This window comes from Bacillus sp. FSL R5-0593, from assembly GCF_038603755.1.
GTDB lineage: Bacteria > Bacillota > Bacilli > Bacillales > Bacillaceae > Bacillus > Bacillus velezensis.
On sequence record NZ_CP152011.1, the window covers coordinates 2641198 to 2657054 of the forward strand.

Here is a 15857-nt window from a genome sequence, read left to right on the forward strand (position 1 = left end):
GTTCTTGTCATTATGTTAACCGCTTCTTGATAAAAAGTACATGATGGCAGAAAAAAGGAATAATAGCCCCCTATTATTCCGGTACATCTGTCTTTTTGGCTTTTAATGTCTCATGTGCTTCGCGGACGGTACGGAGAATGTCTTCTTCCGGCAGTTCAGCGCCGTTTCCGTCTTCTCCGCCCCATTCCAAATGAAGCAGAAACTCAATATTACCGTCTCCCCCTGTAATCGGTGAGAAGGACAGTCCTTTCACTGTATATCCTTCAGAAGCGGCAAATTGATTCATGCGGCGGAGAACGTCAGTATGAACGCCGGGATCTCTGACAATGCCTTTTTTTCCGACGGATTCCCGTCCGGCTTCAAATTGCGGCTTCACCAGTGCGATACAATCGCTCCCCGGTACAAGCAGCGTTTTTAAAACCGGCAGAATGAGGCGGAGTGAGATGAAAGAAACATCGATTGTCGCAAATTCCGGCAAACCCTCTGTGAAATCGGAAGGCTCGGAATAGCGGAAATTCGTCCGTTCCATGACGACGACCCTCTCGTCCTGTCTTAGCTTCCAGGCAAGCTGATTATAGCCGACATCCACTGCGTAGGACCGCTCGGCTCCGTTTTGGAGGGCACAATCCGTGAATCCCCCTGTAGACGAGCCGATGTCAATCATCGTTTTGCCTTTTACCGAGACGGGAAAAACTTCCAGGGCTTTTTCAAGCTTTAATCCGCCTCTGCTGACGTATTTAAGAGGGTTTCCTTTTACCGTTAACGGAAGATCCCGGGCGATTTTTTCACCCGGTTTGTCCAATCGGTTTTCATTTGAGTATACGATGCCCGCCATAATGGCGCGTTTCGCTTTTTCCCGCGTTTCCGCAAGGCCTTTTTCTACAAGAAGTACATCTAATCGTTCTTTTTTTGCTGTCATGATCCAATTCCTTTATGTGTCTTCGGCGGCATCAGCAGTTTGATCCGGTTCATAACCTCAACCTTCGTGAGACCGATTTCTTCAAGCAGGGCGGTTACGCTGCCGTGTTCAATAAACCGGTCTGGGATGCCCATTCTGTCAATCGGTGTATGATACATGCCGAGGTCATGAGCGTATTCAAGAATCGTGCTGCCGAATCCGCCTTCAAGCACGGCTTCTTCTATCGTTAAAATCGGCAGACCTTCATTAAAAATGGCCTTCATCATTTGTTTATCAATCGGTTTTATAAACCGCGCATTCACGACACGTACGGACAAGCCTTCTTTTTGCAGTTCTTCAGCCGCTTCCAGCGCCATTTCAATGGTCGTACCGAATGTTAAAATGACCGCGTCTTTTCCGGGACGGAGCACTTCCCATGTTCCGATCGGAATGGTTTTCAGCTCTTTATCCATCTTTACGCCGAGCCCGTTCCCGCGCGGGAAGCGCATCGCGATCGGACCCTCCTCATAATTAAGGGCTGTATTGACCATATGGCGGCCTTCATTTTCATCCTTCGGCATCATTAAAACGAGGTTTGGTATATGCCGCAAAAAGGCGATGTCAAAGACGCCTTGATGCGTCTCCCCGTCAGCGCCGACCAAACCGGCGCGGTCAATGCCGATAAATACATTCGCGTTTTGACGGCAGATGTCATGGACGACCTGATCGTACGCCCGCTGCAAAAAGGTCGAATAAATCGCAAGAAACGGCTTCATGCCTTGGAGCGCCATTCCAGCCGCCATCGTCGCCGCATGCTGTTCTGCGATTCCGACATCAAACATGCGTTCAGGGAATTCTTTCGCAAACCCTTCCAGTTTGGAGCCGACCGGCATGGCCGGTGTAATGGCGACAATTCTGTCATCCTCACGTGCCAGCTCCTGCACGGTGCCGCTGACAAGTCCGCTCCATGAAGGCGCCGCGGCTTTCGGCTTGACGAAATCACCCGTATTGATTTTATACGGACCCGTTCCGTGCCATGTGCCGATTGTGTCGGTCTCAGCCGGTTTATAGCCTTTGCCCTTTTTCGTGATGACATGTAACAGGACAGGGCCTTTCGTTTTTTTGGCGTATTGCAGGTTTTCAAACAGTTCGTGGTAGGAATGACCGTCAACCGGGCCTAAATACGTAAAGCCCAGCTCTTCAAAAAACATGCCTGACACAAGCATATATTTCAAACTGTCTTTTATCCGTTCAGCTGTGGCGGCCAATTTTCCGCCGACGGCCGGGATGCGCTTAAATAAATATTCAAGCTCGTCTTTTACCCATTGATATTTGCCGGCCGTGCGAAGCCGTCCCAGCATAGAATGAATCGCCCCGACATTCGGCGCAATGCTCATCTCATTATCATTCAGGATGACGATCATGTCTTTCTTCTCATCACCGATATGGTTCAGCGCTTCAAGCGCCATTCCTCCGGTTAAAGCGCCGTCTCCGATAATCGGGATGATATATTCTTTCGATCCTTTAATATCACGGGCGGCAGCCATTCCCATCGCGCCTGAGAGCGAGGTTGAGCTGTGCCCTGTTTCCCATACGTCATGTTCGCTTTCGCTGCGTTTCGGGAAACCGCAAAGCCCTTTATATTGGCGCAAGGTTTCAAACTCCTTGCCGCGTCCGGTTAACAGTTTATGAACATAGGACTGATGTCCGACATCCCATAAAAATTTATCTTTCGGACTGTCAAATTCTTTGTGAAGCGCAATTGTCAGCTCGACAACCCCAAGGTTCGGCCCGATATGGCCGCCAGAGGCAGACAGCGATGTGATGAGGAAATTGCGGATCTCCTCACTCAGCTCTTCCAGCTGTTCAATTGACATCTTTTTAAGAAATGACGGGTCCTGTATTGATAAAAGATCCAAAGCGGATCAACTCACTTTCAGCATGAATTTCTGCAAATTAAACAGTGTCTTTTTGAAAAAAGAAAAAGACTCCCTTTGTATTTTCATCGAAACTGCTTACATTTTACCATAGGAGCGGCAGCCCCTTCAAATCAGGACCGTTTTTAATGATCTCTCGCCGCGATTAAATCACAGAGGTCATGCAGCAATTCTTTCTGAAGAGAAAGGCCGCTGATGATCTGTTTCGCCTCGCTTATATGATACGCAAGCTTTTCTTTCGCGCCTTCAAGCGTTAAAAGCGACGGATACGTTGACTTTTCATTCGACGTGTCTGAGCCGACCGGTTTGCCGATCCTCTCCTCATGCCCTTCAATATCAAGGATGTCGTCTCTGATTTGGAATCCGATGCCGATATGGCTGCTGAACAGACGGAGCTTTTCGACTTCATCCTCCGGCGCATCTGCCAAAATGGCGCCCGCCGTCACGGAAAAACCGAGGAGCTTGGCCGTTTTCCGCTCGTGGATGGATTCCAGCTCCTCAAGCGTTATCCGCTTTTGTTCCGCTTCCATGTCGGCAGCCTGTCCGCCGACCATTCCTTCCGTTCCCGCCGCGCTGATCAGCTCATCGACGAGACGGAGCCGTTTTTCTGCTGAAACCGCCTCAGACACATGAGATGTGATCAGTTTAAAGCTTTCTGTCAGAAGCCCGTCTCCGGCCAATACGGCTGCCGCTTCTCCGAAGACTTTATGGTTTGTGGGCTTTCCCCGGCGCAGATCATCATCGTCCATGCAAGGCAAATCATCATGGATTAAAGAATACGTATGAATCATTTCGACAGCGCATCCGACCGGAATCCCGTCTTTTTCATCTTTTCCGTAAGCATTCAGAACGGCTAAGACGACGAGGGGGCGCAGCCTCTTTCCGCCCGCTTCCAAAGAATACAGCATAGATTTTTTGAGGGTTTCCGGCATCGCAAGCCGTTCTGTATACAAAGAAAGCTGCTGTTCAATCAGTTGTTTGCGCGATGCTAAAAATGCGTCCAGTTTATTTGTCACCTTCGTCTTCCTCCTGAACGCTGAAAGGTGCAAGTTCGCCGTTATCTTTTAAAATAAAGTCCATTTGCTTTTCAACATGCTGAAGCTTTTCATGGCACATTTTTGAAAGGGCCATCCCTTCCTGAAAATAATTAATCGCCTGCTCCAGCGGCACGTCTCCTTCTTCAAGCTTTGCCACAATGCCTTCAAGGCCTTTCATCGCCTCTTCAAATGTCAGCTCTTCACTTTTTTTGGTTTCTGTCATTATCGTTCGCCTCTCTTTTGCAATACTTCACACGTCAGAACGCCGTCTGTCATCTTTACTTCTAGCGTATCATTTTGTTCCACTTGATCAACGCTTTTGATCAGCTCTTTGTCTTTATAGGCCAGGCTGTATCCTCTCTCCATCACCTGAAGCGGACTTAATGCATTCAGTTTACCAAGAACCGTCTGAAACTGCGAATGAAGCTGCTTCAGCTGGACATTCATGCTTCGGGCGAGCTGATTTGAGCGCTCCTCGTACCGTTTTTTCGCCTGTTTCAGCTGGGTTTCAGGGTGGAGCGCCGTTAATCTGTACGTATTCCGCTCCAGCTGCCTTTGTTTCCTGTCCGTAAGCCCCGTGAGCTGTGATTGGAACTGCTGATACAAAAGGTCAAACTGCTGTTCTTTTTGGGTATACAATCGTTTCGGAAAACGGAACGCGTAGGATGACTGGAGCGATTGAACCCGTTCTTTTTTCTTGCTGATATGCTGCTGCATCGCTCTTGTCAGGCGGACTTCCGCCGTTTTTGTCCGTTCCATTAAGTCCGTCGTGTGGGGGACGGCGATTTCTGCCGCTCCTGTCGGCGTTGCCGCCCGGATATCTGCGACGAAATCACTGATTGTAAAATCTGTTTCATGTCCGACGGCTGATATAATCGGAATGGCGGAAGCAAAAATCGCCCGGGCCACGATTTCTTCGTTAAATGCCCACAATTCTTCGATCGAGCCCCCTCCCCTTCCGACGATCAGGACGTCACACATTTTTTGTGCATTGGCTTCTTCAATGCGCTTCACAATCGATCTGCTGGCATTTTCACCTTGAACGAGCGCGGGAAGCACAATGACTTTCACAAGGGGGTATCTTCTTTTGAGTGTGGTAATGACGTCTCTGACGGCTGCTCCCGTCGGTGACGTGACGACCCCGATCGTGGCCGGAAAAGCGGGGATGGCCTGCTTATGCCGGTCATCAAACAACCCTTCGCCGGCAAGTTTTTTCTTTAATTCTTCATATGCTAAGTAGAGCGCCCCCACACCGTCCGGCTGCATTTCTTTCGCGTACAGCTGATAGCTTCCGCTCGGTTCATAGACGGAGATGCCGCCTCTTACGATGACCTTCATTCCGTCTTCTGGCTTAAACGCAAGCCTCGAACTTTGCCTCTGAAACATGACGGCCTGCATGCGGGCATGCTCATCTTTTAATGTAAAATAGATGTGGCCTCTCGTATGAATTTTAACATTGGAGAGCTCACCCTTAATCCAAATGTCTTCAAGATGAGGGTCCACATCGAATTTTCGTTTAATGTATTTGGTCAGCGCGGAAACCGTGACATATGCCGCTTCACTCACATCCTGCACTCCTTTCATAAAGGCTTTTTGCCCTAAACTAAGAAAACCCGCTCTGGCTGAAAGGAGCCTTAAGAAGCGGGTATCGTGCTCATTGTCACACTTTTTGTGACTGTCTCCGGTTATCTATGATAACGTACGTCTGGCAGATTTAACAGTATTATGCGCAAGCATTGTGATGGTCATCGGACCTACTCCGCCCGGCACCGGCGTAATGAAAGATGCTTTTTCTTTCGCTTCATCAAACTGAACGTCTCCGCAAAGTTTTCCGCTTTCGAGACGGTTGACGCCGACATCAATGACAATGGCGCCCTCTTTGATTTGATCGGCTTTGATGAAGTTCGCTTTACCGACCGCTACCACAAGAATATCTGCTTTTTTCGTATGCTCAGACATATTTTTCGTCCGGGAATGGCAATATGTGACGGTCGCGTTTTCGTTCAGCAGCAGCTGGCCGACCGGTTTACCGACAATATTGCTTCGTCCGACTACAACAACTTCTTTGCCGGAAAGATCTACGTTCGTCTTTTTCAATAACTCGACAATTCCGTGCGGCGTGCATGGAAGAAATGTATCTTCGCCAAGCAGCATTTTCCCGACGTTGAGAGGGTGGAAACCGTCAACATCCTTATCAGGGGAGATCCGCTCGATTACGGCTTTTTCAGAAATATGATCCGGGAGCGGCAGCTGGACGAGAATGCCGTGGAATTCCGGATTTTGATTATACTGATCAATCACTGTTAAAAGCTCCGCCTCGGTTAAGCTTGAGTCAAAGCGGTCAAGCTTAAATTTCATTCCCATTGTTTCAGCGGCTTTTTTCTTGCCTGTCACATATGAAACAGAAGCGGGATCGTCTCCGATTAAAATGACCGCCAATCCAGGCACTACGCCTTGTGCTTTCAGCTCTTCTACTTCTTTTGCCAATTGTTCGCGTTTTTCTTTAGCCGTTTCTTTTCCGTCGATGATTGTTGCAGTCATTTTCTTTCCTCCTATGATTCGATATCAGTTTTAATGTTAGAAAGAACCCCGTTTACGAATTTTGCAGCTTTATCGTCGCCGAACCGTTTTGCCAGCTCGATTGCTTCGTTTAATGACACGTTAGCAGGAATGTCGTCAGAATAAACCATTTCATACACCGCCAGACGCAGGATCGCGCGGTCTACGTTTGCAATCCGGTCAAGCTTCCAATTGACGAGATGGCCGGAAATCATTTCATCAAGCTGAACCTGATGTTCGATCACTCCGTACACCAGCTGTTCAAAGAAGGCATCTGTTTTTTCACCATCAAGCGCGTGCTCAATGGCATCGTTCGGTGCAATATCGCTGACATCAATCTGAAAAAGTGCCTGCAAAGCTTTTTCTCTAGCTGTTCTTCTTTTCATTTTCTTTCTCCTTCAGATCCGCTTTATCCGCTTGTCGTTAAGCTTAAAGAGATCATAACATATTTTTTTCTCAATCGCATGTCGAAATTTAGGTTTTTTACCCTAATGCCGAATATTTTCACAAAACGCATTAATTTCATTCGGATTTCACAGCATGAAGAAACTCGGCTGCCGTTTGTAAGCCGGCTTTCTTCATGCCTGAAATGACGGGAAACGTATAAAAAACCAAAGGGCTGCCCATCCCCTTGGTTTTTATACGCTCATTACATTTCTTCGTCGATTTCGACTTCTTGGGCTTTCGTGTCAAATTGAATGCCGACGATATGAATATTGATTTCATTAATGGTCAGAGACGTCATGTTTAATAAGGTTTGGCGGATATTCTCCTGAACGCTTGCCGCCACTTTCGGGATCGAGATCCCGAATTGAACGACGCAATAGACGTCGATGGTAATCCCGTCATCGGCTAAATCGACCTTTACGCCTTTGCCGTGATTGATTTTGCCGAAGCGTTCTACGACGCCCGTGGCGAAATTGCCGCGCATTTCAGCAACTCCTTCAACTTCGGAAGCGGCGATGCCGGCAATGACTTCAATGACCTCAGGAGCAATTTCAACCTTGCCTAAATGAGCCTCATCATGATCCATTTTAAGCACACTGTTGTCTTCCATTCAATTCACCTCCCGCAAAAATTATGAGCCCATTACATCATATGTTTCTAAAAACTTTGTATTAAACTCTCCGCTGACAAATGTTTCGTGTTCAAGCAGTTTCAAATGGAACGGAATCGTCGTTTCAATACCTTCAATCACGAATTCGCTCAGCGCGCGTTTCATCCGTGCGACTGCCTCATCACGCGTTGTTCCGTATGTGATGACTTTAGCAATCATACTGTCGTAGTACGGCGGGATCGAGTAGCCGGGATATGCGGCTGAATCCACGCGTACGCCGAGTCCGCCCGGCGGCAGGTACATGTTAATTTTACCGGGTGAAGGCATGAAGTTTTTCGCAGGATTTTCAGCGTTGATGCGGCATTCAATCGCCCAGCCGTTAAATTCAACATCTTCCTGTCTGAGCGAAAGCTCCTGTCCGGATGCCACTTTGATCTGTTCTTTGATCAGATCCGTTCCCGTCACCATTTCTGTGACAGGGTGCTCTACTTGAATACGCGTGTTCATCTCCATGAAGTAGTAGCGCTGTTCTCTGTAGTCATAAATGAATTCTACTGTGCCGGCTCCCGTGTAACCGACGGCCTTCGCTGCTTTTACCGCTGCTTCACCCATCTGCTCCCTGATTTCAGAATCAAGCGCAGGTGACGGTGACTCTTCAAGAAGTTTTTGCAGACGTCTTTGGATAGAACAGTCACGCTCTCCGAGATGGATCGTGTTTCCGTAATTATCCGCAAGCACCTGAATTTCAACATGGCGGAAATCTTCTATGTACTTCTCGATGTACACACCCGGATTTCCGAATGCCGTAGCGGCTTCCTGCTGGGTAATCTCAATGCCTTTGATCAGTTCTTCTTCTGTGCGTGCGACCCGGATGCCTTTTCCGCCTCCGCCCGCAGTGGCTTTTATAATGACAGGATACCCAATTTCACCTGCAAGCGAAACCGCTTCTTCCGTATTTTTTATGATTCCTTTTGAACCGGGCACAATCGGCACGCCCGCCAGCTGCATCGTGTCGCGCGCGATATCTTTTGTTCCCATTTTTGAAATGGCGTCAGCCGTAGGGCCGACAAACGTTACGTTTAATTCTTCGCACAGCTCGGCAAAGTCGGCGTTTTCAGCTAAAAACCCGTATCCCGGATGAATCGCATCCGTGCCGGTCAGCTTTGCGACGCTGACGATGTTCGTTACATTTAAATAGCTTTCTTTTGATGTTTTCGGCCCGATACAAAAAGCCTCATCGGCCATTTGGACATGCAGGGCGTCTTTATCTGCCTCAGAATAAACGGCTACAGTTTCAATGCCCAGCTCTTTGCAGGCCCGGATGATTCTGACGGCGATTTCTCCTCGGTTGGCGATCAATAGCTTTTTAATCATAATAGCAGGTCTCCTTACTCAGCTTTTACAAGAAATAGAGGTTGTCCGTATTCGACCAGCTGGCCGTTTTCAACTAACACTTCAACGATTTCTCCTTTTACTTCGGCTTCAATCTCGTTAAAGAGTTTCATTGCTTCTACGATACAAACAACTGTATTTTCGCTCACTTTTGAACCTTGGTTTACGTAAGGGCCGGCTTCCGGCGATGAAGAAGCATAAAACGTTCCGACCATCGGAGACGTAATTTTGTGCAGGTTTTCGTCTTGTTTCGGCGCTTCCTGAGCAGGAGCGGCTTCACTCGCTTCCGGTTTTGCAGCCTGCGGAGCAGGTGCGTAAGCGGCGGGAACGGCTTGGGCTTGTCCCGTTACATTCACTGCCGGCGCTTCATTTTTTTTCAGTTTGAGGCTTACGCCTTCAATTTCGTAAACAAATTCGTCGATGGAAGATTCATCGATTCTTTTTATCAGTTCATGAATTTCGTTGATTTTTAACATCAGTTTCCACTCCTATGTATAAAAAATAGAAATTTATGGGTTGCTACTAAAAGTACATACTATGTTTATCTTACAGGAGCGCTTGTGTAAATTCAACACTGATCTAAAATGACATCAGAAAAGCCCGCAGCGGGTGCGGGCGGTTCAGGTCTCTTATTTTGTCGGTTCAAACGTGACGGCGACGTCTTTCATCGTCTTGATTTCTTTTTCCACCAGGTCAATGATAGCGGAAGCTTTTGCGTTTGAATGTTTGTCAGACATGACGGTAATGTTGATTTTGTCTCCTTCAGCATCCACGAGCGCATCTTTGTAGCCTTGTGTTTTAATCAGCGTTTCCAGCTGTTTTTCCGTCCCTTCAGCATTGCTCAGCGCCGTCATTTTATCGTAGGCTTCGCTTTTTTCCTTTGCGGTCGCATCATCGCTTGAAACAATGCTGTTTAACTGTTCCCTTTCTTTGCTTCTCGCGTCTTCAAGTTCCATGCGGTATGCGGTAAATAAGTTTTCATCAGCTGTTTCTGTGGCGACCGATCCGTCTTTGTCCGATGCTTCGGCTGATGTTTCTTTATCCTCTTTTGTGCCTTTAGAATCTTTCGTTCCTTTTGTGCCGTCTTCTTTTTCCGTGCCGCTTCCGCTCTTATCTTTCGTTTCAGGAGCCGGCGTTTTTTCAGTGGCGACTTCTCCGCTGCTTTTTTCGCTTTTCATCTGCACGGCATTTTTGCTTTCCGGCGACATAATATAATAAACACTTAATACCACGACGAGACTGAGCATTGTTAAAAGCCAAACCGTTTGTTTTTTCAGCATGATTTATGAATCCTCCTTGATTTTTTTAGGGGCAACCGCTACACGATAGCTCGGAACATCGAGCACCCTTGTGACGGCATCAATGATGGTTTTTTTTATTTGAACGTTGTCCACTCCCTGAGCGACAACGAGTACACCGCGGATATCGGGCTTTTTCGTCTGGACGACGACCGGGGTTTCCTGGTCCCCGTTTCGAATCATGACAATTTGTTCTTCAGAGGTTTGATCGGTTACGCTTCTTTTGCCGCCTTCTTTATCGGTTTCTTCAGTGGTGGTGTCTTTTTTCGTTTTATTTTTCTCAAACACTTTCAGAGATGTTGCGTCTACGTTTACGACAATTGAGACATCCTCCACGCCGATAATCGTTTCAAGGATTTCTTTCAGCTGGTTTTCATAGTCTCTTTCGTAATCATCGATTGTGGTTTTTGCGCTGCCGTCTTTCGATGCCTTAAAAACGGGTGCGCTTTTTTGCCCGCTTTTGTCTTCCGTTCGGCCGGACATGACGGTCTGCGCCGTTTGGTCCTTCCCGGTTTTCTCCGGTGAAGAGAACAGCTGGCTGACCAGCATAAAAGATACCCCGAGCACAAACACGAACAGAAAGTAATGATATTTTGTCAGTTTTGGTTTTTCTCCGTCTTTCGCCTGTCCGATCATCAGCTGTTTTTTGAGTATGGTCCATAGTCCGTTTTTATTCATGGCCGTTTTTCTCCCCGCCTTCCATATAAACCGTAATTTTCTCACTGCCGATTTCCCATATATCCGCAAGTTTTTCTTTGATGTCTGCGGCCTCTTTTTTGTCGGCTGCGCCTTCCGGTTCGTATTTGCGGTCTGTGCGGATGTCGATCGGTGCGACGGTTTGCACGGTTTTTTCAGAAGATGGGGCCATATACACGCTGATCGTTTTTACATCTTCTTCTGAACGAACCTGTTCTTCCGCTGTAAGGCGGATGTCGTCTATTTTGTATTCGTCATGACTGAACATCTCCTCCGCTTTCTTTTTTAGTTGGACAGCCATTTCTTCTAAAACATATGCGCGGTTTGATGCTTGTATTTCTTTTTTTTCTGATTTAATTTGATTTTTTATATCAGCGGATTGAGATTGCTCTTGTTTTGTCAAATAATCGAAGATGATTTCCGGGTCTGTTTTGAAAAGTTTGAATATCGGGTTGAGCATGACAATGATTAACAGCAGGCTGACAACCATCTTGGCGTATTTTTGCATACTGGAGCTGGGCAGCAGCATGTCGATGACGATGGCGAATAAGATAAATAAAATAATGCTTGTCAGCCATTCTGTTAAAAAGCTCATATCCAATGGGCCTCCTTTATTTCATCATCATGGTGAGGTTGCCTGCTGTAATAATGACTGTGATGCTGAGGAAAAACATGAGAGAGACGATGGCGAGCGCCGCGAAAATATACAGTACGCTTCTGCTGATGACGCCGAGGCACGTAATGACGGGCCCGCCTCCGAGCGGCTGCAGAATAGCGGCCGCGAGCTTATAAATAAAAGCGAGCGAGAGCACTTTGATCGCCGGAAACGCGGAGATGCAGATCAAAATTCCGACTCCGAGGATTCCCACGGTGTTTTTTAATAGGAGCGAAGCGCTGATGACCGTATCCGTCGCATCCGTAAACATCCGGCCGAGCACGGGAATAAAATTGCCTGTTATAAATTTTGCAGTCCTGAGCGTAATCCCGTCCGTCACGGCGGCCGAAGCCCCCTGTACGGAGATGACGCCGAGAAACACGGTGAGAAATACGGCAAGCGCGCCGATCGCGATATTTCTGAGCAGATTGGCAAGCTGCGTGACTTTATATTGATCCGTCATCGTGCTGACGATGCTTAAAATCGCTGACAGGAAGATAAGCGGCATGACGATGTTTTGAATGAGAAGGCCGCTCGTATTCATCAGAAATAAAATAACGGGGTGAAAAAAAGCTGCGGAGACGGCTCCCCCGGAAGACGCCAAAAGCGCGAGTAAAAGCGGGATGAGCGCGAGAATGAAGCTTGTCATCGTCTGGATCGCTTCACTGGCATAATTGACGGCAACATGAAAGCTGTTTAAAGCGAGAATAATCAGCACCATGTAGACGATTGCATAAGCCACTTTGCTGACGGTGCTCTGCTGGAACGCATTTTGCAGGAGCTGCAGAATGACACAAAAAATGGTGAGAAGAATCAAAGTTCCCAGAAGCTTTCCGTTTGCGAGCACTTCATGAAACAAGTATGAAAATAAAGCCTTCAGCCATGCCTCCGGCGAGAACGTTTTTTCTCCGTTAATAAAGTCGATGATGCTTCCCTTTTGGCTTTCAGGCAGAAGACCGCCGTATTCTGTCATGATGTCGTCCCAAAACTTTCCGATGCCTTCTGTTTTCAGCGCTTCGGCCTGCTTTTTCGCCACTTCATCAGCGGATTCTTGGTGAACTGCGGTTTCCTGCGACGCACCGTCTGTTCCGGCAGCTTGTACACATTCAGTCTGAAAAAATAAGAGGATGAACAAAAAAGCTCCCGCCCACCGAAAGCGCTTCATTTTTTGTGCCCCCCTTTCCATTTTATTTATGATCAAGAAGGAATAAGTCCGAGAATCGTTTCAATAATGACGGTGAGTATCGGCACGGCCATTACCAGTATCAAAATTTTTCCGGCCAGCTCTATTTTCGAAGCAATCGCTCCCTGGCCCGCATCCTTTGTAAGCTGCGCTCCGAATTCAGCAATGTAGGCGATGCCGATAATTTTTAAAATGGTTTCCACATAGACCATATTGACATTTGCATTGACGGCTATTTTTTCTATCATTCTGATAATGTCGTAAATCTGGTCGATGAGATAAAGAAAGATCACGCAGCCGCTGAAGACGACAATCATAAACGCGAAAGTCGGTTTCTGTTCTTTTACGATCAGGGAGAGAAATGTGGCGATCAGGCCTAAACCTACAATTTGAACAATCTCAATCTGTAAGCCCCCCTATCCTTGGAATAGAAACACAGCTTTGATCTTTTTGAACAGGTCATCGACAATCGTCGCCACCATAAATAAAATATAGATAAAGCCAAGCAGCGTCACCCACTGGGCGTATTCTTTTTTTCCCATTTGGTCAAGTATGGTGTGCAGAAACGCAACCACGATACCGACTCCGGCGATTTGAAAAATGACATTTACGTCGACTCCCATCTTATGTTTGCTCCCCTCATGTTTACATCAATAGAAGAATGAGTAACAGTCCGGCTAAAAATCCTAAGCTTTTCACCATTTTTTCATTTTTCGCCTGCGCCCGTCCGGCATCCGCTTCCGCCGCTTCCAAATGTGTAAGCGCAAGCTTGATATGTTTCTGCTGAGAAACACGGTCATGGAGCCCGAGCGTCTCTCCGAATTGCTTCAGTACATCATATTCGCTTTTTTTCATCGCCATGGACGACCAATTATGTTTCAAGCTCTGTTCCCAAGCCGTTTTGGCGGAATCGCTTCCCTGCTCAAGCCTTCTGCTGAAAGCTTGAAACAATAACGATACAGGTTTGGAAAGCTGTGCGGCAATTTGTCCCGAGGCGATATGCAGCGGTGTATGCCCGAACATGATTTCCGCTTCAAGCGATTGGAGCGCCGCGCGCAGCTGACGGATCTGCCTCGGCCTTTCTATATACATTTTGGCGATCTCAAATCCGGTCCAAGTCGTCGCTGTCAGAATAAACACGGCACCCAAAAGCTTCAGCATGTCATCACGCTTTCAGCATGCGGAACAGGTTCCCCGTCCTTTCCGTACATCCTGCTGATCGTTCCCGGACCGCGGCGCCTTGACAGTTCAACATACCGGTCAAACACGTTTTCCTCCCAAAGCATTTTCAGCGACGGCCTCTTGACCAAGTCTTTCATATTCCACCCGTGCGCAGATACGATAACGGATACGCCCGCATGGAGCGCCTCCAGCAGCGCTTGTGAGTCTTCCATTCTCCCGATTTCATCCACAATTATGACATCAGGACTCATAGAGCGAATCATCATCATCAGCCCTTCCGCCTTCGGACAGGCATCAAGGACATCGATTCTGCGGCCGAAACTGTGCTGGGGAATGCCCCGCAGGCAGCCGGCAATTTCCGAACGTTCATCTACGATACCTGTCTTTTTTGCGGGAATGCGTTTTGATCCGGTGCTGGAAAGCCGGGCCAAATCACGAAGCAAGGTCGTTTTCCCCGTTTGCGGAGGACCGATGATCAGCGTATTCAGCCAGTTTTCTTTCCATAAGAAAGGAATGAGCGGTTCTGCGATTCCCAGCTTCTCCCGGGCGATTCGGATATTAAAAGAAGTAATATCCCGGAGTCCTTTGACGGCTCCGTTTTCGACGATGACTCTTCCGGCCAGCCCCACACGGTGGCCTCCTCTGATTGTGATATATCCTTTTTTCAGCTCTTCTTCCAGCGTGTACATACTGTAATTGCTGAGCCGGCTGAGGATCAGCTGTGCGTCGCCGGCCGTACAGACATATGACAAATACAAAGGTTGTCCTTTTTGGATCAGTTCAACCGGCCTGTCGACGCGGATTCTGATTTCTTCTGTATCCCGCCTCGCTTCTTCGGGCACAGCGGAGATGGCATCTCTCAATAATTCAGGGAGAACCTCTGTAATCTCATTCAATAGAGTCTCCTCCTTTTTTACCGATTGGCTTCTTTAAAATGTATGATCCGGGACAGACTTTATGACACCCCGGCCCTCTATTTATGCACACCGGCCAAAATCAGCACCACTCCCGCAAAAATCAATATTAATTTTGCATATGAGAGCTGTCCGGCAATCTGATAAATGCCGATCGTCATTGTGATGATAAAGATCAGCGGGCCGACGATTGCCAAAATACTATTCACCACAACCGCTTTTCTGATGTCGTTTGTCAAAAGCATGATAATAGCGGCCGATAATTCAATGAGCGAGGACAAAACTCGTAAACCGGCCATCGTTAAAACAGTAGAATTGATTGAACCAAACAAAAATTTCATTGCAATCCCCCAACTTCAAGCATTTTGTTACACTATATGCTCTAGCTGACGGAAGTAGTCTCACTATTTTCATATAGAAGAAAGATTCTGAGGCAGAACGCAAAAAAAGCCTGCCCCGTAAAAGGAGCAGACTCCGAATTTCTTTAACTACGCTCTTGACACGTAAGAACCGTCTGATGTATTTACAACCAGCGTATCGCCTTCGTTCACGAAAAACGGTACGTTTACGACAAGGCCTGTTTCCGTTTTGGCAGGTTTCGTGCCGCCTGACGCCGTGTCGCCTTTAATTCCCGGCTCTGTTTCAACAACTTTCAGTTCAACTGTGTTCGGCAGTTCAATACCGAGCGTTTCAGACTGATACATCATGATGTGCACAGACATATTTTCCAGAAGATATTTTAATTCTTCTTCGATTTGGTTTTCGTTCAATTCAAGCTGTTCATATGAGCTTGTATCCATGAACACGTGCTGATCGCCGTTGGCATAAAGATACTGCATCGTTTTTGTTTCGATTTGAGCTTTCGCGACTTTTTCACCTGCACGGAATGTTTTCTCCTGAATAGCGCCCGTGCGGAGGTTACGCAATTTAGAACGGACAAATGCCGCTCCTTTTCCCGGCTTTACGTGCTGGAAGTCAACGACGCGCCAAATGCCGCCGTCTACTTCAATCGTTAGTCCTGTACGAAAATCGTTAACTGAAATCATGTT

Annotated in this window: 20 protein-coding genes; all 20 read right to left on the minus strand. The window is 47.4% G+C overall.

The window, feature by feature from the left end; translation table 11 throughout:
- Positions 1–73: 73 nt before the first annotated feature.
- The 20 genes from NYE36_RS12880 to efp all read right to left on the minus strand — a co-directional run bounded on the left by NYE36_RS12880 (position 74) and on the right by efp (position 15854).
- Positions 74–919 (minus strand): TlyA family RNA methyltransferase, encoded by an 846-nt coding sequence (locus NYE36_RS12880; protein ID WP_007612503.1) that lies wholly within the window; start codon positions 917–919, stop codon positions 74–76.
- Positions 916–2817: a 1-deoxy-D-xylulose-5-phosphate synthase gene (gene dxs, locus NYE36_RS12885; protein WP_094032246.1), complete on the minus strand. Its 1902-nt coding sequence runs from the start codon at positions 2815–2817 to the stop codon at positions 916–918. The genes NYE36_RS12880 and dxs overlap by 4 nt, the downstream gene beginning before the upstream one ends.
- A gap of 143 nt (positions 2818–2960) precedes the next feature.
- Complete coding sequence (locus tag NYE36_RS12890; RefSeq protein WP_007408353.1) at positions 2961–3851, minus strand: polyprenyl synthetase family protein; 891 nt, start codon at positions 3849–3851, stop codon at positions 2961–2963.
- A complete protein-coding gene (locus tag NYE36_RS12895; protein ID WP_007408352.1) occupies positions 3841–4095 on the minus strand; it encodes an exodeoxyribonuclease VII small subunit in 255 nt (84 codons plus the stop codon). The genes NYE36_RS12890 and NYE36_RS12895 overlap by 11 nt, the downstream gene beginning before the upstream one ends.
- Positions 4095–5438, minus strand: a complete 1344-nt coding sequence (xseA, locus tag NYE36_RS12900; RefSeq protein ID WP_007408351.1) for an exodeoxyribonuclease VII large subunit — start codon at positions 5436–5438, stop codon at positions 4095–4097. The genes NYE36_RS12895 and xseA overlap by 1 nt, the downstream gene beginning before the upstream one ends.
- A 123-nt stretch (positions 5439–5561) precedes the next feature.
- A complete protein-coding gene (gene folD / locus NYE36_RS12905) occupies positions 5562–6413 on the minus strand; it encodes a bifunctional methylenetetrahydrofolate dehydrogenase/methenyltetrahydrofolate cyclohydrolase FolD (RefSeq protein WP_007408350.1) in 852 nt (283 codons plus the stop codon).
- Positions 6414–6424: 11 nt separating this feature from the next.
- Complete coding sequence (gene nusB, locus NYE36_RS12910) at positions 6425–6817, minus strand: transcription antitermination factor NusB (protein ID WP_007408349.1); 393 nt, start codon at positions 6815–6817, stop codon at positions 6425–6427.
- Between the two features lie 263 nt (positions 6818–7080).
- Positions 7081–7488 carry an Asp23/Gls24 family envelope stress response protein gene (locus NYE36_RS12915; protein ID WP_003153156.1) on the minus strand — a complete coding sequence of 136 codons (408 nt, stop codon included), beginning with the start codon at positions 7486–7488 and terminating at the stop codon, positions 7081–7083.
- Positions 7489–7509: 21 nt separating this feature from the next.
- Entirely contained in the window at positions 7510–8862 is a 1353-nt protein-coding gene (gene accC, locus NYE36_RS12920) for an acetyl-CoA carboxylase biotin carboxylase subunit (RefSeq protein WP_007408348.1), read from the minus strand.
- A 14-nt stretch (positions 8863–8876) separates the two neighbouring features.
- Positions 8877–9356: an acetyl-CoA carboxylase biotin carboxyl carrier protein gene (accB, locus tag NYE36_RS12925; protein ID WP_007408347.1), complete on the minus strand. Its 480-nt coding sequence runs from the start codon at positions 9354–9356 to the stop codon at positions 8877–8879.
- Positions 9357–9509: 153 nt separating this feature from the next.
- Positions 9510–10160: a SpoIIIAH-like family protein gene (locus NYE36_RS12930; protein ID WP_007408346.1), complete on the minus strand. Its 651-nt coding sequence runs from the start codon at positions 10158–10160 to the stop codon at positions 9510–9512.
- Between the two features lie 3 nt (positions 10161–10163).
- Entirely contained in the window at positions 10164–10856 is a 693-nt protein-coding gene (gene spoIIIAG, locus NYE36_RS12935; RefSeq protein ID WP_014418358.1) for a stage III sporulation protein AG, read from the minus strand.
- A complete protein-coding gene (spoIIIAF, locus tag NYE36_RS12940) occupies positions 10849–11469 on the minus strand; it encodes a stage III sporulation protein AF (protein WP_003153146.1) in 621 nt (206 codons plus the stop codon). Before spoIIIAF ends, spoIIIAG begins: the two co-directional genes overlap by 8 nt.
- 16 nt (positions 11470–11485) lie before the next feature.
- Positions 11486–12694 carry a stage III sporulation protein AE gene (gene spoIIIAE / locus NYE36_RS12945; RefSeq protein ID WP_003153145.1) on the minus strand — a complete coding sequence of 403 codons (1209 nt, stop codon included), beginning with the start codon at positions 12692–12694 and terminating at the stop codon, positions 11486–11488.
- A 32-nt stretch (positions 12695–12726) separates the two neighbouring features.
- Entirely contained in the window at positions 12727–13116 is a 390-nt protein-coding gene (gene spoIIIAD / locus NYE36_RS12950; RefSeq protein ID WP_071392571.1) for a stage III sporulation protein AD, read from the minus strand.
- Positions 13117–13128: 12 nt separating this feature from the next.
- Positions 13129–13335 (minus strand): stage III sporulation protein AC, encoded by a 207-nt coding sequence (gene spoIIIAC, locus NYE36_RS12955; protein ID WP_003153142.1) that lies wholly within the window; start codon positions 13333–13335, stop codon positions 13129–13131.
- A gap of 22 nt (positions 13336–13357) precedes the next feature.
- On the minus strand, positions 13358–13873 hold the full coding sequence (spoIIIAB, locus tag NYE36_RS12960; protein ID WP_032870611.1) for a stage III sporulation protein SpoIIIAB: 516 nt from the start codon (positions 13871–13873) through the stop codon (positions 13358–13360).
- Positions 13867–14790, minus strand: coding sequence for a stage III sporulation protein AA (gene spoIIIAA, locus NYE36_RS12965; protein ID WP_007408342.1), 924 nt, complete (start codon positions 14788–14790; stop codon positions 13867–13869). Before spoIIIAA ends, spoIIIAB begins: the two co-directional genes overlap by 7 nt.
- A gap of 77 nt (positions 14791–14867) precedes the next feature.
- Positions 14868–15149, minus strand: a complete 282-nt coding sequence (locus tag NYE36_RS12970; RefSeq protein ID WP_003153124.1) for a YqhV family protein — start codon at positions 15147–15149, stop codon at positions 14868–14870.
- A 147-nt stretch (positions 15150–15296) separates the two neighbouring features.
- Complete coding sequence (gene efp, locus NYE36_RS12975) at positions 15297–15854, minus strand: elongation factor P (protein ID WP_003153123.1); 558 nt, start codon at positions 15852–15854, stop codon at positions 15297–15299.
- Between the last annotated feature and the right edge of the window lie 3 nt (positions 15855–15857).